The following is a 17379-nucleotide window of genomic DNA, read 5'->3' as shown; positions in this document are numbered from 1 at the left end:
GAATCAAGATCAGGCGGGTTTCTTTGTATCCAGTGCCTTTACTTCTTCAACAGGAAGCTGAACCGACCGAGCAATTTCTTCATAGGTCATTTTTCCAACTTCTAGCAAAGATTTTGCAATTTCAATCGACTGCTCATGCTTTGTTTCTTCTCTCACTTCTTCAAATGCTCTGCACATCGTTGCCACTCCCTTACTTAAAGTAAGAATACCATAAGCCCCTTCCTTTTACAAGACAATGCGCATTTCCATTCGCACTGTTACATAGACCAGAGTTTTCTCGCAGAAAGCTCTGATCTTTTTCTATTGAAAACATTTGTCCATCACACCAGCTACGGCTGTATGGTCTGGTTCACGAATGCTATACAAGCAAATATCCGTAGGGAAACGTACACCTCCCAGCTAATGAAAGGTGAGCGTTGTACAATAGAGCGGCCACTTTTCATTAGCTCAGCTAATTTCCAGCTAATAAACATCCGTTTACACAGAATAAAAAAGGTTCGAATCCATTTACATACGTTGACATCACAACAAAAAATTCGTTGATATAGAGTAGAATATATTACCCTATTTTGTAATGGGTTTACAGGTGTACGGTCTACTCCTAAGCCTGAGGCCCCCGGTTCGAATCCGGGCGGGGACGCCATTTTAAGAAAATGCGAAGGTCATTTTTCCATGTGAAAGACGATCTTCGCATTTTTCATTTTGAACCTATCACCAAAATTAGCCAGCGAATGCCATTAGCAGAATTTTCGGTTCCAGCTAATAAAATCAGGCTTCCAGCTAATTGAGGCCAAAATCGCCGTTTTCTATGCTTTATGCAACTTCACAGCATAAGAAAACCTTTTGGACATACAAAAAAGCGCAGAAGGCTTCCTTTGAGAAACACCTTCTGCGCTTTTTTGTTTTTACATTGCGATCCAGCCCAGAGCATTTGCCACAGAGCTGATCAGGATAATGGCCGCAAAGATGGGGCACAGATACTGGATCATGAAGTTGAAGATCTTTTTACGGCGGAAGGGCTTGCCGCCCAGCGTCACCTCTTCTTCGATCTTCTGCACGCCGATCACGCGGGACACCAGCAGGCAGATAGCAATGGCTGCAATGGGCATCATGACAGAGTTGGTGAGGAAATCGAAGAAATCCAGAAACTGCATTCCGAACACCGTCACGCCCGCCAGCGGGCCATAGCCCAGTGCCGAAAGGCTGCCCAGCGCCACCATGATCAGGCCGATCAGTGCCGTTGCGCGCTCGCGGCTCCAGCCCAGCTCGTCCTCAAAGGTGGAGACAGCGCTCTCGGTCAGGGCAATGGAGCTGGTCACGGCTGCAAACAGCACCAGCAAAAAGAACAGGATGCCCACCACATGGCCAAAGCCCATGCTCTCGAACACCTTGGGGATGGTAATGAACATCAGCGCCGGGCCGGCCTGCAGGGTGTCCGGGTCGCCGCCGGAGAAGGAGAACACCGCCGGAATGATCATCAGGCCCGCCATGATGGCAATGGCCGTGTCAAACACCTCCACGTTCTCGGTGGATTCCTCAATGGAGACCTCCTTCTTCATATAGGAGCCAAAGGTGACCAGAATGCCCATGGCGATGGACAGCGAATAGAACATCTGGCCCATGGCCGTGACCACCGTCATCCAGGAAAAGTTTGCCACGTTCGGCACCAGAAAATACTTCACGCCTGCCAACGCACCCGGGCGCGTGACCGAGTAGCCCGCAATGACCACCGAAAGCACCACCAGCACCGGCATCATCACCTTGGAAACACGCTCCACGCCGTTGCGCACACCGGCAAAGATGATGGCCAGCGTAAAGGCCGTGAAGATCAGAAAGCACACCTCTGCCGACAGTCCGCTGGAAATGAAATTGGAAAAATAACCGTCCTGCGAAAGCTCACTGCCATGGCCGCTGATATACTCCGACAGATAGCGGATGACCCATCCGCCAATGACCGAATAGTACGGCACGATCAGAATGGGAATGACCGCATTGATCCAGCCGCCGAACCGCAGGCCGCCCTTTTTGCCAAAGGCGCCAAAGGCACCCACCGGGCTTTTGTGGGTCATGCGGCCCAGTGCCGTTTCGGCCACGATCATCGTGTAGCCAAAGGTGACAGCCAGCACGATGTACACCAGCAGAAAAATGCCGCCGCCGTATTTCGCGGCGAGGTACGGAAACCGCCAGATGTTGCCCAGACCCACCGAAGCGCCTGCGGCCGACAGCACAAAGCCGATCTTGCCGGAAAAGGCGCTGCGCTTTTGTTTTTGCGTATCCATGATTTAATTCCTCTTTTCCTATATTCCTATACACAAGTGGCCTTAGTGTACCATATCTGTCCGTCAAATACAACGGTTCCGCCTGTTTGCGTGCAAAAAACAAACAGCGCCCCGCAAGGGAGCGCTGCCTGTTTTTTATAAGAGGTATACGCGTTGCTCTCAGAAGATGCTGTAGCCCAGCAGCTGCGGCAGGGCGGTAGTAAGCGGGCCCCACAGGCTGATGGAGATCAGAACGATCACGTTGCAGATCACGTAGGGCGCTGCGCCCTTGAAGATCTCGATGATGGGCATACGGTTGATCTTGTTGCAGGCGTTCAGGCACATGCCGACCGGCGGAGTGACCAGACCGATGGCCAGACCGGTGATCATCATGGCACCGAACTGCAGCGGCGAGAAGCCGTACTGCACCATGACCGGCAGCAGGATGGGGGTGAGCAGCAGGATGGCCGGGCTGACATCGATGAAGGTGCCGATCATCAGGATCAGCACATCAAAGATCAGTGCAATGGCCCATGCGGGCATGTTCAGGGACATGAAGAAGGCACCCACCGTCTGCGGCACCTTCTGCATGGTCAGCACCCATGTAAAGATGGTGGTAAAGCCGATGATGAGCATGATGGAGGAAGAAGAGATCAGGGTCTTTTTCAAAGCCTCCCAGACACCCTTCCATGTCAGCTCCTTGTAGACGAAGAAGCCCACCAGCATGGAATACAGCACGGCCACACCGGCACTTTCGGATGCAGTGCACACGCCGAAGGAAACGCAGATGATGATGAACAGCGGCATGATGAGGGCAGGAATGCCGGAAAGCAGGCTCTTGGCGGCGCGCTTGCCGTCAAACTTGACCTTTTCCGGATGCCAGCCCTTCTTGGCGCTGATGATGTACACCAGCACCAGCTGGGTCAGACCGATCAGGATGCCGGGCACGGCACCTGCCACGAACAGCGCACCCACCGATGCACCGGAGATCATGGAGTAAACGATCATGGGGGTGGAGGGCGGGATGATCATGCCCATGGTGGAGGATGCCACCGTGATACCGGCAGAAGCTTCCGGCGGGTAGCCTTCCTTCTCCATGGCGGGGATCAGGATGGAACCCAGAGCCGAGGTATCGGCCACAGAGGAACCGGAAATACCGCCAAAGATCATGGAAGCCACGATGTTCACTTCGCCCAGACCACCGCGGATGGGCCGCAGCAGCTCCATGCAGAAGTTGATGATGCGCTGGGTGATGCCGCCGGTGTTCATCAGCTCACCAGCCAGCATGAACAGCGGCATGGCGATCATCAGCTCACTGTAGGCACCGTTCCACACGCGCTGCGGCAGCATGGTAATAAAGGTAGGTGCATAGATCAGGATGTAGGTCACACAGGAAGCGCCGATGGCGAAGGCCAGCGGGATGCCCAGCGCGGCAAAGAAGATCAGCAGCACCAGAAGGATGAGCATTGCCATAGTTGTGTATTCTCCCCTTTCCGCTTATGCGTCGTCACGGCTCAGCGCCTGATTCTTGGGCGCAAAGTAGGAAATATCGGCCTTGTACAGGGTGATGATCTTGATCACGACGCAGATGGCACAGATGATGCCGCACACCGGCATGATGCCGTACATATACATCATGGGGATCTCCATGCCCTGACTGATCTGCTTACCGGCAACGCCCACATACTTGAAGCCCTGATAGGTGAACACCAGCACCACAGCCAGCACGATGAGGTAGTTGATGATGGCAAGCCAGCGCTTGCGGGCAGGCTTTACGCCGTCGTAAAGGATGTCGATCATGACGTGCTCGTCCTTGATCACGTTGATGCCCATGCCCCAGAAAGTGGTAAAGGCAAACAGGGTGGTGTTGAACTCTGCCAGCTGCTTCCAGCTCAGGGAGAAGCAGTAGCGCGCAATAACGGTAAAGATCACAAGAGCCGCCAGCAGTGCCATGGCGATCACGCCGATGGTAAAGTATACGTCAAACAGCTTCTTGCCGATTTTTTTCAGCTTTTCGATGGTGCTCAGCCCCTTTCGGTTATTTTACAACTTTTTCCATTGGCCTGTTACAGCAGAGGGCAGCCCGCAGGCTGCCCTCTCGCCTTTACCGTAACATGGCCGTTTTTGCCTTTGGTCGTTTCTGCTTATGCCTTTGCGACGATATCCTGCATCTCCTTGATCTCGTCGGCGGTGCAGATGCCCTCGGTGACACACTGGTCGTACACGGACTGCACAGCGGTCTGGAAGGCCTTCAGCTCATCGGCAGAGGGCTCGTAGACTTCGCAGCCAGAATCCACGATGGTCTGCTTTGCGGCGCTGGAGTTCTTGTCGATCAGCTCGTCGTTGTACTCGCCCATCTTGGTGGCGCACTCGGTAATGATATCGCGGTACTCCTCGGGCAGGCCGTTCCACCATGCTGCGTTCACATAGAAGGGATCCGGATGGAACTGGTAGTTGACCTCGGTGAAGTACTTCTGCACTTCATAGAACTTCATGCCCTCCACGTTGACCCAGGGTTCTCCTGACCGTCTGCAACGCCGGTCTTCAGGCCCATGTACAGGTCGGAGTACGGGATGGTAGTGGTGGTAGCACCCATTGCCTGGAAGGTCATGTCAATGGTCTTCATGCCGTTGGTGCGCATCTTCAGGCCCTTCAGGTCTGCGGGAGCCTTGATGGGGTGCTTGGAGTTGGAGAACTGGCGGTAGCCGCCTGCATCGCACAGGTTAATGATGACAGTGCCCGTCTCGCCTTCGGCCTCAGCGCACACCTTCTGTGCCAGATCGCTCTGCAGCAGAGCCGTGACCTGTGCACGGGTGTTGGTCAGGAAGGGCAGGGTGAACATCAGCAGGCGGGGGCTGAAGTCGAACTGACCGCCGCGCATGCCCTGCACGGTGCCGGCCACGACCTGCTCCAGCATCTCCTTCTCGGTGCCCAGCTGGCCGTTGCCGTAAACCTCGATCTTCACATGGCCGTTGGTGGTCTCTGCCACATCGGCGGCAAACTGCTCCATGGAAACAAAGCGGGGGTTGCCTTCGGGCTGTGCATGACCCACGGTCATGGTGAAGTCGCCCAGAGATGCAAACTTGTCCTCACCGGCTGCTGCGGCACTTGCTGCAGTGCTGGTGGATGCTGCGCCGGAAGCAGCCGGAGTGGATGCACCGGAACCGCCGCAGGCTGCCAGAGCACCTGCAGCTGCCATTGCACCAGACACCTTCAGGAAATTGCGACGAGAGACCTTTTTCATAATCTTCTTCCTCCTTGTTTCAAGGGTGCCGTTTTGCCTTGTACTCTAGCAAAGTTTTTGGCGGCCCCTGTATACAGCATTTTCATTGCACGCTAATCGTAACAGAAAATTCACATCCGCACAAAAGCCAAACTTCACCAACTTCGTAAAGTTTCTTTGTGCATAACTAACAATCTTATCCGTTTCTCGTGAAAACTGTTACAATTTGATGACACAATTCCGTTCATTTTCATCTGATATATCAATTTTTGTCAGATATGATAAATTTCGGAGCTTTTCCTATACTTGTATACAGGCTATTGTATACTTCATTCTCATACGTTGACAATCTCTTTTTGGCAGGCTAAAATAGAAATATCTTATCATCAACTATGTAAATGGAGTGTGAGCACATGGCTGAACAGCTGCATCCGGAGGACATCTACCAGACGCTGGAATATGAGATCGTTACGCTGAAGATCAAGCCCGGAGAGACCATCAGCGAAAATCAGCTGTGCAAACGGTTCGGCATTTCGCGCACACCGGTGCGCGCTGCCCTGCAGCGGCTGGAACAGAACGGCTTTGTGCAGATCATTCCCTGCAAGGGCACCATCGTCACCCCCATCAATCTGGATATCGTGGATCAGATCGTATACCAGCGCACAGCCGTTGAAAGCACGGTGCTGCGCGATTTCATTCAGGTCTGTTCGCCCAAAGAGTACATCGAAATCAAGCACAAATATGACCTGCTGGAAGAGATGGCCCAGACCATGACCGACCCGGACAACGTGGATATCAATGCCTTCCTGACGCTGGATCTGGAAATGCACGCCATCTGGTTTTGCAGCATGAACAAGTGGTACATCTGGCAGAACCTGACAAAGCCGCAGCCGGATTATTCCCGCTTTACCCGTCTGGATGTGGTGCGGGCCAACAATGTGCCGGATGTGCTGAGCGAGCACCGGGAAATTTTGCGGGTGATCCGGGAAAAAGACCTGGATGCCATTGAACCGCTGATCCGGCGGCACCTGTACGGCGGCCTGCGCCGCATGGGCACCCAGCTGTACGCAGAAAAGTACAAATCCTATTTTACCGGTATCTGAACCAATAAAAACAGGCGCATCCGCCAGCCTTTCGGCCTTTGGATGCGCCTGTTTTGTTTTTTGTATAATTTACTGCTTGTGGTACTTGCGGTCCTCTTCCTCGTAAACAGGGTCACAGGTCAGGTACATTCCCAGCCGGTTCAGGGTGCTGGTATCCACACCCGAAAGCAGCACGGTGGAGTGCACATCGCAGCCCTTGAGGTTGGGCAGCTGATGCATGGCCGCTGCAGCCTGCTCGTTGGAAGCAGCCGAGCTGGAAAGCGCGATCAGGATCTCGTCGGTGTGCAGGCGGGGATTCTTGCCGCCCAGATAGTTGGTCTTGAGGGTCTGGATGGGCTCAATGGAAGCCGCACTCACAAGGTCGGTCTCCTGCGGGATACCGGCCAGCACCTTGAGAGCATTCATCAGAGCAGATGCTGCTGCACCCAGCAGCGGACCGGTCTTGCCGGTAACAACGGTGCCGTCCGGCAGCTCAATGGCGGCAGCAGGGGCCCCGCCGGTGCTCTCGCTGCGGGCATGAGCCTGCTTTTCCACTTCGCGCTGGCCCACGGTCAGGTCGGCCTGATTCATCAGCAGTTCCAGCTTGTAGCGCTCGGTCTCCTTGACCGTGCCGGTGATCTTCTGCTCACACAGGCACTTGAAGTAGCGGCGCAGGATCTCCTTGCGGGAGGCTTCGCGGCAGACCGCATCGTCCACGATGCAGTTGCCTGCCATGTTCACGCCCATGTCCGTGGGGGACTTATACGGGCTTTTGCCGGCGATCAGCTCAAACATGGCGTTCACCACCGGGAAGATCTCAATATCGCGGTTGTAGTTGACGGTGGTCACGCCGTAGGCTTCCAGATGGAACGGGTCGATCATGTTCACATCGTTCAGGTCGGCTGTAGCGGCCTCGTAGGCCAGATTCACCGGGTGCTTGAGGGGAATGTTCCAGATGGGGAAGGTCTCGAACTTGGCGTAACCGGCCTTCACGCCGCGCTTGTACTCGTGGTACAGCTGGGAAAGGCAGGTGGCCATTTTTCCGCTGCCGGGGCCGGGGGCCGTGATGACCACCAGCGGGCGCTGGGTCTCGATGTAATCGTTCTTGCCGTAGCCCTCGTCGCTGACGATGCGTGCCACATCGTTGGGATAGCCGGGAATTTTGTAGTGGCGGAAGGTGCGGATGCCCAGACTGTTCAGCCGCTTTTCAAAGGCCTCCACCTCCGGTGCAGCGGCGTACTTGGTCACGCACACGCTGCCCACATACAGGCCTACTTCCTGGAAGGCATCGATCAGGCGCAGCACATCCAGATCGTAGGTGATGCCGTAGTCGCCGCGGATCTTGTTGCTGATGATGTCCTCGGCGCTGATAACGATGACCACCTCGGCCTGATCCTTCAGCTGCAGCAGCATCTGCAGCTTGGAATCGGGCTGGAAGCCCGGCAGTACGCGGGACGCGTGGTAATCATCGAACAGCTTGCCGCCGAATTCCAGATAGAGCTTGTTGTCAAATTTCTTGATGCGCTCGCGGATATGTTCTGACTGCATCGAGAGATATTTGTCGTTGTCAAATCCAATTTTCATCGTTCGTTTCCTTTTTCCTCTTTGCTGTGCCCGGCACACCGCACCGGAACTTTTCCATAACAGAAACAGTATACCACACTCAAAAACCGGGTGCAATCCAAAAGGGCGGCTGCAAAGCTTTTTCCAGCAAATGCGGTGTTTCGCGCTGTTCTTTGCTGCATTTTTTGTGAAAATGGTTCTTACCGCGTTTTTGACAGCGGGTGTATCATGTTATATCTGATTGGATTGGAAGTCGTGGGCGGTTACTTTTTCTTTTTATCCTTCTGATCCTTCGCGCGATCCTGCGTAATACAGCAAGCCCCCGGGTCTCCCCGGAGGCTTGCTGCAGCTTTATGAAGTATCTCGAATATGGAGGGAATGGCGTTTATTCTGCGTCGGTACGGTTTTTCTTGAGCAGGCTCAGGATCACAGCACCCAGCACGCTGCCCACAGCCAGCGCCACACAGTACAGAGCGGTATGGTCCACAACTGGGAACACGAAGATGCCGCCGTGCGGTGCACGCAGAGCGCAGCCGAAGGTCATGGAGAGCGCACCGGCCACCGCTGCACCGGCCACGCAGCTGGGCAGGACGCGCAGCGGATCTGCTGCTGCATAAGGGATCGCGCCCTCGGTGACGAAGCACAGGCCCATGACGTAGTTCACGATGCCGTTGCGGCGCTCGTCGGCAGTCCACTTCTTGGGGCAGAAGGTGGTGGACAGGGCGATGGCGATGGGAGGAACCATGCCGCCCACCATGACAGCGGCCATCACCTCATAGTTGCCGGAGGCAAGGGCTGCCGTGCCAAAGACGTAAGCTGCTTTGTTGAAGGGGCCGCCCATATCAATGCTCATCATCCCGGCCACGATGGCACCCAGCAGCACCTTGGAGGTGCCGCCCATGGCGTTCAGGCAATCGGTCATGGCAGTGTTGATCATGCCCATGACCGGGTTGATGCCGCACATCACCGCGCCGAGGATGAGCATACCGCCCAGCGGGTAGATGAGCATGGGACGGATACCATTCAGGCTGGCAGGCAGCTTTTCGGTGATCTTTTTCAGCAGCTCAACGATGTAGCCTGCAGCAAAACCGGCCAGCAGTGCAGCAAGGAAGCCGCCGGAAACACCGGTGGTCTCACCCGCTGCAATGCCTGCAAAGTTGGTGCCGTTCATGGCCAGCACACCGCCCACAAAACCGACCGCCAGACCCGGACGGTCCGCGATGGACATGGCGATGAAGGCAGACAGGATGGGCAGCATGTAACCGAAGGCTGCGCTGCCCACCGTCTTAAAGAAGGCAGCGACCGGGGTGTTCATGCCAAAGTTGGAGGGATCGATGGTGTAATCGTCCAGCAGGAACGCCAGTGCGATCATGATGCCGCCGCCCACCACGAAGGGCAGCATGTGGGAGACACCGTTCATCAGGTTCTTGTACAGAGTGCGGCCAAAGCTGTCCTTGCCGGAAGCATCCTCGGCGGCCTGTGCGCCGCCCTCGGCGTGGTAAACAGGCACCTCGCCGTGCACGATCTTCTTGATGAGCTCCTCCGGCTTGTGGATGCCATCGTCCACCCGGGTGAACAGCACCGGTTTGCCGTCGAAGCGGGCGGTCTCCACCTTCTTTTCTGCTGCCACGATGATGCCGTCGCAGTTTGCGATCTCTTCTCTGGTGAGGATGTTCTTTGCTCCATCCGAGCCATTGGTCTCCACCTTGGTGGGCAGACCCAGCTTGTCACCGGCCTTGGTCAGGGCCTCAGCAGCCATATAGGTGTGGGCAATGCCGTTGACGCAGGCGGTCACGGCCAGAATGCGGTAACCGCTCTGGGGGATCTCCTGCTGGGTGAAGCTCTCCGCGCCGAACTGAGCCTCCTCCTGTGCATCGATGCAGTCAAGGAACTCTGCCGGGGTCTTTGCAGCCTTCAGCTTTTCTACAAAGTCCTCGTTCATCAGCATCTGCATCATACGGGCCAGCATGTCCACATGCAGGCTGCCGTTTTCCGGAGCCGCAATGGCAAACAGCAGGTCGGTGGTACCGTCGTCCTCGGCGTTGTACTGCACAGGGCTGCTCAGCCGCAGCGCCGCCAGACTGGGCCGGGTGACTACATTGGTCTTGGCGTGGGGCACCGTGATGCCGTTGTCCACATAGGTGGAGCCCTCCGCCTCACGGGCATAAAGGGCCTTTTTGTAGGCATCCTTGTCCGTGATGTTGCCATGGGTGGCCTGCAGCTCCACCAGACGGCTGATGATCTGCTCCTGATCGGTCAGAGCCTCATCCAGTGCGATGGACTGCGCGGTGAATAATTCCGTAATACGCATGATTTTTCTCCCTTCCTGTATAACTGCAACCCTCTCCGTCACAGAGGGTCAGATTTCCTTCATCAGTTCGTCGATTTTTTCTTTGGTGGCAAGGCCAAGGCTGAACGCCGTTGCACTGCCGCAGGCTGTGCCCAGACGCAGTGCAAAGGAATAGCTCCGGGTCTGCATCCAGCCAGCCACAAAGCCGGCCACCATGCTGTCGCCTGCGCCCACGCTGTTTACGACCTTGCCCTTGGGGCAGCCGATGCGGTGCACCTCGCCATTTTCGTCCACCAGCAGGGCACCGTCGCCCGCCATGCTTACCAGCACGTTGCGAGCACCCTTTTGCTGCAGGGTGCGGGCCGCAGCAATGATCTCTTCGTCCGTAGTCAGCACCCTGCCCACGATCTCGCCCAGCTCGTGGTTATTGGGCTTGATGAGGAAGGGGTGGTACTGCAGCACGTTCACCAGCAGGTCGCGGGTGGCATCCACCACAGCACGCACGCCCCTGCCCTGCAGCCGGGCCAGCAGCCGCTCGTAGGTATCCTGCGAAAGGCTTGCCGGGATGCTGCCCGCCAGAATGAGGATATCATCCTCGTTCAGGCTGTCCAGCTTCTTTTCCAGCTCCTGCATGGCGCTCTCCGGAATGTCGGGGCCCGCGCCGTTCAGCTCGGTCTCCTGCCCTGCCTTGATCTTGACATTGATGCGGGTCATGCCCTGTTCCAGATGCACAAAATCGGTCTTTAAGCCCTGTGCAGCAAGACCGCGTTCCAGCCATGCGCCGGTCTCACCGGCCACAAAGCCCAGCGCCACGCTCTCGCAGCCCAGCTGTGCCAGCACACCGGACACATTGATGCCCTTGCCGCCCAGCACGCAGTCCTCGCCTTTGGCGCGGTTCACCTCGCCTACTTCCAGCGGTGCATCCAAACGCACCACATAGTCAATGGCCGGGTTGAATGTTACGGTATAAATCATACTTCCGTCTCCTTTACCAGCGTGAATTGTTTGTATTTGGGGTTGGGGCAGCGGTTGGTGAGAATGGCACCGCCCTGCAGGTCGGCAATGACTGCCGGGTCGATGCGGGAAAACTTGGCATCATCCACAAGGAACCAGGCTTCCCGTGCACGGTGCACTGCCGCTGCTTTCACGGCAGCTTCCTCGGGGTCCGGCGTGGTAAAACCGGCATCCAGCGCCACACCGTTGGCACCCATGAACGCCTTGGTAAAATTGTAGCGCTGCAGGCTGGTGACTGTGGGTGCACCCACAATAGCTTCGGTCTCGGGCCGCAGCAGTCCTCCGGGCAGATACACCCGGCAGCCCTTTCGGGCCAGTGCCCGGGCATGGGCCACGCCGTTGGTCACATAGCTGGCTTTGAGGGCATCCCCCGCCAGTGCACGCACCAGCTCCAGCGTGGTGGAGCCTGCATCGATGAACACAAAATCATCGGCGTTGATGAGCTTTGCCGCCGCCTGCGCGATGCTGTGCTTCTGCTCCACAGCCTGCGACTCCTTGGCCTCCATGGTGGGTTCATCCGCCAGAAAACGGCTGTCCGGCAGGGTGGCACCGCCGTGCACCTTGTTCAGCTTGCCCAGCCGGTCCAGTTCGGTCAGGTCGCGCCGGATGGTGGATTCGCTGGTGTTCAGCGCCTCGCACAGTTCCTGCACCGTCACGGTGCGTTTGCGGTCCAGCTGTTCCATGATCAGGCTGAAGCGTTCTTCTGCCAGCATCGGCATCCTCTCCTTTGGTTTGATCTTATCTTTGACGGTTTATGACCGTTTGTGCGTTGTTTTGGTTGATTGCATCTTTATTATAGCAAATACAGCGCCAAAATCAATCGCTTTCAGTCAATTTCATTCATTTTCGTTCACAAAAAATTGTCTTTAAATTTGTGCAGGGAGCACAAAAGCTGGGATACAAGCATTTTGTGCAAACAAAAAAGCCGCCGTGCGTACCAATCGCACAGCGGCCGGAGAGATGGCTTATTGAGGAATCACTCGGCAGTCCAGTAGAAATCGTCGCCGGGCATTGCGCCGCCCACTGCCTTGGGGTCGGCATCAAACAGCACCTGCAGATAAGCGGATGCGTTGGTCTTGAGCTCGTCGCCGGTCAGGCAGACGATGTTGCAGTTGGGCAGGGCCTTCTTGGCAATGGCAGCCTTGGCCACAACACCCTGCTCCTCGCACAGAGCGGCAGTGCCGTCCAAATCGGCGTTGGCAGCTTCCACGCTCTTGGCGTAGTCGGTAAGGAATGCGGCCACAACATCCGGGTGTTCCTCGGCATACTCCTTGCGCACCACGGTCACGCCGGTGATGAGCTGGGTATCCGCGACCTTGTTCCATTCCTCGGTCAGGTCGAGGGCCACACGCAGGGTGTCGTCCTGCAGGCCGGCTGCAGTCACATAGGGCTGGGGCAGAACTGCAATGGCATCCTCGGTATTGGCCATCTGGGCCGTAACCTCGGTGGCCTCGCTGTAGTATTCAATGGTCACGTCCTTGTCCGGGTCGATGCCGTTGGCGTTCAGAAGATAGCGCAGCACGTACTCCGGCGTGGTGCCCTTGCCGGTGGACAGGATGGTACGGCCTGCAAGGTCTGCCATGGACTGGATCGTATCGCCGCCTTTTTCCACTACGTACAGCACGCCCAGCGTGTTGACGGCCACAGCCTGAATGCCGCCCTCCGTCTTCTGATACAGGGTGGCGGCCAGATTTGCCGGGATGGCAGCCATGTCCAGCTCGCCCTTCATCAGCAGCGGCACGATCTCATCGGCAGCGCCGTAAAGCTGCAGGTCGTAATCCATGGAAGCGGTGCCATCCTCTTCCATGCTCAGCAGGTTGACAAGGCCCATGGTGGTGGGGCCTTTCAGGCCGGCAATGCGCAGAGCATCGGTGGTAGACAGTTCCTTTGCTTCCTCACTGGAAGCGGCTTCCGAAGCAGCCTCGGGGACAGCTTCGCTGGAAGCTGCACTGGATGCAACAGAGCTGGATGCCGCACCGCCGCAGGCGGCAAGGCTCAGCACAAGGGCCAGAGCCAGCAGTATGGATGTCAGTTTTTTCATGCGGGGTTCCCTCTTTCCTCACAAGACCGCGCCGTTTTGTGCCTGAAAATTTTGCACAGAACCATGGGTCGGTCTTTTCATATTTTTTACAAGGCAAATTTGCAAAATCATTTGCTTTGCGGGTCTAAGTTTACTATAATAGAGTCAAAAATACCGTTGCGTGTGCAACGGAATTGCAGGAGGGCTGTGGGAAGCCGGATCTTTCCCACGGAATTGTGATGAAAAACTTTCTTCCGCTGTTATGCTCCACCTCTTTATTCAATGGTCTGACCCCTGAAGAGCTGCAGACCCTGCTGGCTCAGCTGGGTGCCGTTATGCGCAGCTATGGCAAAGGCGAAGCGCTTGTTCTGGCGGGCGAACCCAACCGCAGGGTGGGCATCGTACTGTCCGGTGAGCTGGAAGCCTACCGTCCCGGGCCGCAGGGTGCGCGCATTCCCATCACCCACATGGAGCCGGGCGGCGTGTTCGGCGATGTGCTGAGCGGTTCCAGTCTGGCAAGCCCGGTCACGGTGATGGCTTCGGTGCCCTGCGAGGTGCTGCTGATTCCCTACGAGCGGCTGCTGCTTTCGGATGGCAGTCCGGCGCACCAGCAGACATTGCGCAATCTGGTGCGCACCATCAGCGATAAATATTTTTCCCTCTCCCGCCGCATCGACCTGCTGGTGCTCAAAAGCCTGCGGGCCAAAGTGTGCGCCTATCTGCTCAGTGAAGCCGAGCGGGCTGGCAGCCTGACCTTCAGCATCCCGTTCTCCCGCATCCAGCTGGCAGATTACCTGAACTGTGACCGCAGCGCCCTCAGCCGCGAGCTGAGCCAGATGCAGCGGGACGGCCTGCTGGACACCTACAAAAGCAGCTTCAAGCTGCTGGAGCCTGAGGTACTGAAGCAAATGGTGCAGTGACCATTTGAATAGCCGCCGCGTGCGCTTTGGCTGTATTCAGCTGAAATTTTATTTTTATATTTGAGTTTTAGAAAAATCTACGGATTTTTCTAAAACTCTTTTCACTGGAAGGCCGTAACCGTCAGCGGCATCATCTTGTTATTTTTTATATAGGAGTATTATTAAATATGTCAAAACCGATTTTATGGATCGTGATCCCCTGCTACAACGAGGAGCAGGTGCTGCCCATTACAGCTCCCATGTTTCTGGAAAAGATCAGCGGCCTTGCCGCACAGGGCCTTGTGAGCGAGAAGAGCCGGGTGCTGTTCGTGAACGACGGCTCCAAAGACAAGACATGGGAACTGATCCAGAGTTTTGCCGCACAGGACGAGCACTACATCGGCATTTCCCAGAGCCGCAACCGCGGCCACCAGAACGCCGTGCTGGCAGGCTTGATGGAGGCACTGCACAGCGGCACCTGCGATGTTACCATTTCCATCGACTGTGATGGTCAGGACGACATCAACGCCATGGACGAGATGGTTAAAAAGTATCTGGACGGTGCCGAGGTGGTCTACGGTGTGCGCAGCCGCCGCGATACAGACACCTTCTTCAAGCGCTTCACCGCCGAGGGCTTTTACCATGTGATGAACGCTCTGGGCGCAGACATCGTGTTCAACCACGCAGACTACCGCCTCATCAGCACCCGTGTGCTGGAAAGCTTTGCCGACTACAGGGAAGTGAACATTTTCCTGCGCGGCATGGTGCCGCTGGTGGGCTTCAAGAGCGAGGTAGTCACCTACGAGCGTCACGAACGCCTTGCCGGTGAGAGCCACTACCCGCTGAGCAAGATGCTGGCACTGGCCTTTGATGGCATCACCAGCCTGTCCAACAAGCCCATCCGCCTTATTACCGGATCTGGCATCTTTGTGAGCCTGATCAGCTTTATCGGAGTCATCTGGGCCATCGTGTGCGCCGCCATGGGCAGCAGCGTGGCCGGCTGGGCCTCCATCGTGTGCATCGTCTGCTTCATGAGCGGCGTGCAGCTGGTGTGCTTAGGCGTGATCGGCGAATATATCGGTAAAATTTATATGGAAACGAAAGCCCGTCCGCGCTACATCATCAGCGAGCGCACCTGGGCACCCTACGAAAGGAAGTATCACGGATGAGCAAACAGAGCTGGCGGGGCAGCACCCTGCTGAACCCGGAACCGCCGGTATTGGTGTCCTGCGGCGGGCTGGAAAAGCCCAATCTCATCACCATCGGCTGGACGGGCACCATCTGCACCCAGCCCAGCATGGTGTCCATCAGCGTTCGGCCGGAGCGCTACAGCCACCACCTCATTCAGGAAAGCGGACAGTTTGCCATCAATCTGCCCACCGAAGCGCTGGTGCGTTCGGTGGACTGGTGCGGCGTGAAAAGCGGCCGTGATGTGGATAAATTTGCCGCCTGCGGCCTGCATTCTGCCCCCGGCAGCGTGCTGACCGACTGCCCCATTCTGGAAGAAAGCCCGGTCAATCTGGAATGCAAGGTAACTCAGGTGATCCCGCTGGGCAGCCACGACCTGTTCCTTGCCGAAGTGGTGGCCTGTGATGTGGACGAAAGCCTGCTGGACGAAAGCGGCAAGCTGTGTCTCGAAAAGGCAAAGCTCATCGTCTACAGCCACGGCGAATATCTGGCACTGGGCAAAAAGCTGGGCACCTTTGGCTACAGCGTGCGCAAGAAAAAGCCGGTAAGGCGTAAAAAATAATTTACATTTCATCGCTTGACTTTTGCCCAAAACTGCATATACTAAAGATAGGCAATGTAGAGAGATTGAATCCATCGGGTTCATGCCGAAACACGAAGCCCCCGGTAGTGTCAGTACCGGGGGCTTCTTTTAGTGTTTGCTGCCCTTGCCGATCTTACCGTCGATCCATGTGCACAGATAGTAGGCAACTACCTGCGCGGCAACGGTTTGGATAAATGTAGAGAGAGTTTCCAAGGGGTTCACCTCCTTTCCGCGGTTAGGGGAATGGAGAAGGGCCGCAGGAACAGTATAGCACAAAAACCGGTATCGCGCAATTTTGACGCAATACCGGTTTTTGTGCATTTATTCGTGCTTTACGCGCTGGATCTCGCCCAGATCGTAGGGGGTGTTCTGGTAGACGTAGTAGTTCAGCCAGTTCTCATACAGCAGGTGGGCGTGGGCACGCCAGCGGAACAGCGGTGGCTTTGTGGGATCATCGTCCGGGTAGTAATTCACCGGCACATGGATGGGCAGGCCCTTGTCCACATCGCGGCGGTACTCTGAATCCAGCGTGTATTTGTCATATTCCGGGTGGCCGGTGACAAAGATCTGCCGTCCGTTCTCGGTGCTCATAAGGAAGGGCCCGGCCGAATCGCTCTCGGCAAGGATGCGCAAAGCCTTACAGTTGTCCACATCCTCGCGGCTGATGCCGGTGTGACGGCTGTGGGGCGCATAGAACACCTCGTCAAAGCCGCGCACCAAAGGGTTCGACGGGCGGGTGACCCGGTGCTCGAACACGCCGAACATCTTTTCCGGCAGCAGCTGCTTGTGCACGCCGTAGTGGTAGTACAGGCCAGCCTGTGCACCCCAGCACACATGCAGGGTGGAGTAGACATTCGTCTCGCTGAAGTCCATGATTTCGCACAGCTCCGGCCAGTAATCCACCTGCTCAAAGTCCATGGTCTCCACCGGTGCGCCGGTGATGATCATGCCGTCGTAGCGGTTGTTCTTCACCTCGTTGAAGTTCTTATAGAACGATTCGAGGTGTGCTGCCGAAACGTGGGTCGCCGCATGGCTGGCCGTCTGCAGCAGGGTCATGTGCACCTGCAGCGGGGTATTTGCCAACAGACGGGCGATCTGGGTCTCGGTGGTGATCTTGGTGGGCATCAGGTTCAGGATCAGGATCTCCAGCGGGCGGATGTGCTGGGCAAGGGCACGCTCACGATGCATGACGAAGATATTTTCGTTGTAGAGGGCATCGTAAGCAGGCAGGGTCTTGGGGATGATCAGCGGCATAGTTC

At 56.4% G+C, this 17379-nt stretch carries 14 protein-coding genes and 1 pseudogene; 4 read left to right on the top strand and 11 right to left on the bottom strand.

Going from position 1 to position 17379, the window contains the following annotated elements; translation table 11 throughout:
- Window positions 1-9 precede the first annotated feature (9 nt).
- The 5 genes and pseudogenes from PXT33_RS03925 to PXT33_RS03905 form a co-directional block, all read right to left on the bottom strand.
- The gene (locus tag PXT33_RS03925) at window positions 10-177 is read right to left on the bottom strand and encodes a hypothetical protein (RefSeq protein ID WP_179858992.1); all 168 of its coding nucleotides are present in this window, start codon (window positions 175-177) and stop codon (window positions 10-12) included.
- Between the two features lie 728 nt (window positions 178-905).
- Window positions 906-2279 carry a sodium-dependent transporter gene (locus PXT33_RS03920; protein ID WP_097780897.1) on the bottom strand — a complete coding sequence of 458 codons (1374 nt, stop codon included), beginning with the start codon at window positions 2277-2279 and terminating at the stop codon, window positions 906-908.
- Window positions 2280-2438: 159 nt separating this feature from the next.
- Entirely contained in the window at window positions 2439-3731 is a 1293-nt protein-coding gene (locus tag PXT33_RS03915) for a TRAP transporter large permease (RefSeq protein WP_097780898.1), read from the bottom strand.
- Between the two features lie 24 nt (window positions 3732-3755).
- Entirely contained in the window at window positions 3756-4211 is a 456-nt protein-coding gene (locus tag PXT33_RS03910; RefSeq protein ID WP_097780928.1) for a TRAP transporter small permease, read from the bottom strand.
- Window positions 4212-4402: 191 nt separating this feature from the next.
- Window positions 4403-5502 (bottom strand): annotated as a pseudogene (locus PXT33_RS03905) (TRAP transporter substrate-binding protein).
- A 392-nt stretch (window positions 5503-5894) separates the two neighbouring features.
- Between PXT33_RS03905 and PXT33_RS03900 the strand changes: the two are divergent.
- A complete protein-coding gene (locus PXT33_RS03900; protein WP_291013515.1) occupies window positions 5895-6584 on the top strand; it encodes a GntR family transcriptional regulator in 690 nt (229 codons plus the stop codon).
- Window positions 6585-6653: 69 nt separating this feature from the next.
- Here the strand turns inward: PXT33_RS03900 and PXT33_RS03895 are convergent, their stop codons facing one another.
- The 5 genes from PXT33_RS03895 to PXT33_RS03875 form a co-directional block, all read right to left on the bottom strand.
- Entirely contained in the window at window positions 6654-8147 is a 1494-nt protein-coding gene (locus PXT33_RS03895) for a DUF1846 domain-containing protein (protein WP_044954306.1), read from the bottom strand.
- Window positions 8148-8511: 364 nt separating this feature from the next.
- On the bottom strand, window positions 8512-10437 hold the full coding sequence (locus PXT33_RS03890) for a fructose-specific PTS transporter subunit EIIC (protein WP_120120958.1): 1926 nt from the start codon (window positions 10435-10437) through the stop codon (window positions 8512-8514).
- Window positions 10438-10485: 48 nt separating this feature from the next.
- Window positions 10486-11391 (bottom strand): 1-phosphofructokinase, encoded by a 906-nt coding sequence (gene pfkB, locus PXT33_RS03885; protein WP_005946476.1) that lies wholly within the window; start codon window positions 11389-11391, stop codon window positions 10486-10488.
- Complete coding sequence (locus tag PXT33_RS03880; RefSeq protein ID WP_332375992.1) at window positions 11388-12143, bottom strand: DeoR/GlpR family DNA-binding transcription regulator; 756 nt, start codon at window positions 12141-12143, stop codon at window positions 11388-11390. Before PXT33_RS03880 ends, pfkB begins: the two co-directional genes overlap by 4 nt.
- 263 nt (window positions 12144-12406) lie before the next feature.
- Window positions 12407-13471, bottom strand: a complete 1065-nt coding sequence (locus PXT33_RS03875) for an ABC transporter substrate-binding protein (RefSeq protein ID WP_332375991.1) — start codon at window positions 13469-13471, stop codon at window positions 12407-12409.
- A 218-nt stretch (window positions 13472-13689) separates the two neighbouring features.
- Here PXT33_RS03875 and PXT33_RS03870 point away from each other — a divergent pair, with 218 nt between their 5' ends.
- The 3 genes from PXT33_RS03870 to PXT33_RS03860 all read left to right on the top strand — a co-directional run bounded on the left by PXT33_RS03870 (window position 13690) and on the right by PXT33_RS03860 (window position 16099).
- Window positions 13690-14370, top strand: coding sequence for a Crp/Fnr family transcriptional regulator (locus PXT33_RS03870; RefSeq protein ID WP_097774005.1), 681 nt, complete (start codon window positions 13690-13692; stop codon window positions 14368-14370).
- Between the two features lie 167 nt (window positions 14371-14537).
- Window positions 14538-15518, top strand: coding sequence for a glycosyltransferase family 2 protein (locus PXT33_RS03865; RefSeq protein ID WP_120081409.1), 981 nt, complete (start codon window positions 14538-14540; stop codon window positions 15516-15518).
- Window positions 15515-16099 (top strand): flavin reductase family protein, encoded by a 585-nt coding sequence (locus PXT33_RS03860; protein WP_332375990.1) that lies wholly within the window; start codon window positions 15515-15517, stop codon window positions 16097-16099. Before PXT33_RS03865 ends, PXT33_RS03860 begins: the two co-directional genes overlap by 4 nt.
- Before the next feature lie 342 nt (window positions 16100-16441).
- On the opposite strand, the gene metA is transcribed toward PXT33_RS03860, so the two are convergent.
- The gene (gene metA / locus PXT33_RS03855) at window positions 16442-17374 is read right to left on the bottom strand and encodes a homoserine O-succinyltransferase (protein WP_120081407.1); all 933 of its coding nucleotides are present in this window, start codon (window positions 17372-17374) and stop codon (window positions 16442-16444) included.
- Between the last annotated feature and the right edge of the window lie 5 nt (window positions 17375-17379).

The sequence above is a fragment of the Faecalibacterium taiwanense genome, from assembly GCF_036632915.2.
GTDB classification, from domain to species: domain Bacteria; phylum Bacillota; class Clostridia; order Oscillospirales; family Ruminococcaceae; genus Faecalibacterium; species Faecalibacterium taiwanense.
The sequence above is the reverse complement of the archived record's forward strand: the minus strand, read 5'-3'. Positions and strand labels throughout refer to the sequence as shown.

Bases quoted from the DNA above. Each gene is read 5' to 3' on its own strand.
- PXT33_RS03925 (WP_179858992.1), bottom strand. From the start codon at position 177: ATGTGCAGAGCATTTGAAGAAGTGAGAGAAGAAACAAAGCATGAGCAG.
- PXT33_RS03920 (WP_097780897.1), bottom strand. From the start codon at position 2,279: ATGGATACGCAAAAACAAAAGCGCAGCGCCTTTTCCGGCAAGATCGGC.
- PXT33_RS03915 (WP_097780898.1), bottom strand. From the start codon at position 3,731: ATGGCAATGCTCATCCTTCTGGTGCTGCTGATCTTCTTTGCCGCGCTG.
- PXT33_RS03910 (WP_097780928.1), bottom strand. From the start codon at position 4,211: ATGGCACTGCTGGCGGCTCTTGTGATCTTTACCGTTATTGCGCGCTAC.
- PXT33_RS03900 (WP_291013515.1), top strand. From the start codon at position 5,895: ATGGCTGAACAGCTGCATCCGGAGGACATCTACCAGACGCTGGAATAT.
- PXT33_RS03895 (WP_044954306.1), bottom strand. From the start codon at position 8,147: ATGAAAATTGGATTTGACAACGACAAATATCTCTCGATGCAGTCAGAA.
- PXT33_RS03890 (WP_120120958.1), bottom strand. From the start codon at position 10,437: ATGCGTATTACGGAATTATTCACCGCGCAGTCCATCGCACTGGATGAG.
- pfkB (WP_005946476.1), bottom strand. From the start codon at position 11,391: ATGATTTATACCGTAACATTCAACCCGGCCATTGACTATGTGGTGCGT.
- PXT33_RS03880 (WP_332375992.1), bottom strand. From the start codon at position 12,143: ATGCTGGCAGAAGAACGCTTCAGCCTGATCATGGAACAGCTGGACCGC.
- PXT33_RS03875 (WP_332375991.1), bottom strand. From the start codon at position 13,471: ATGAAAAAACTGACATCCATACTGCTGGCTCTGGCCCTTGTGCTGAGC.
- PXT33_RS03870 (WP_097774005.1), top strand. From the start codon at position 13,690: ATGAAAAACTTTCTTCCGCTGTTATGCTCCACCTCTTTATTCAATGGT.
- PXT33_RS03865 (WP_120081409.1), top strand. From the start codon at position 14,538: ATGTCAAAACCGATTTTATGGATCGTGATCCCCTGCTACAACGAGGAG.
- PXT33_RS03860 (WP_332375990.1), top strand. From the start codon at position 15,515: ATGAGCAAACAGAGCTGGCGGGGCAGCACCCTGCTGAACCCGGAACCG.
- metA (WP_120081407.1), bottom strand. From the start codon at position 17,374: ATGCCGCTGATCATCCCCAAGACCCTGCCTGCTTACGATGCCCTCTAC.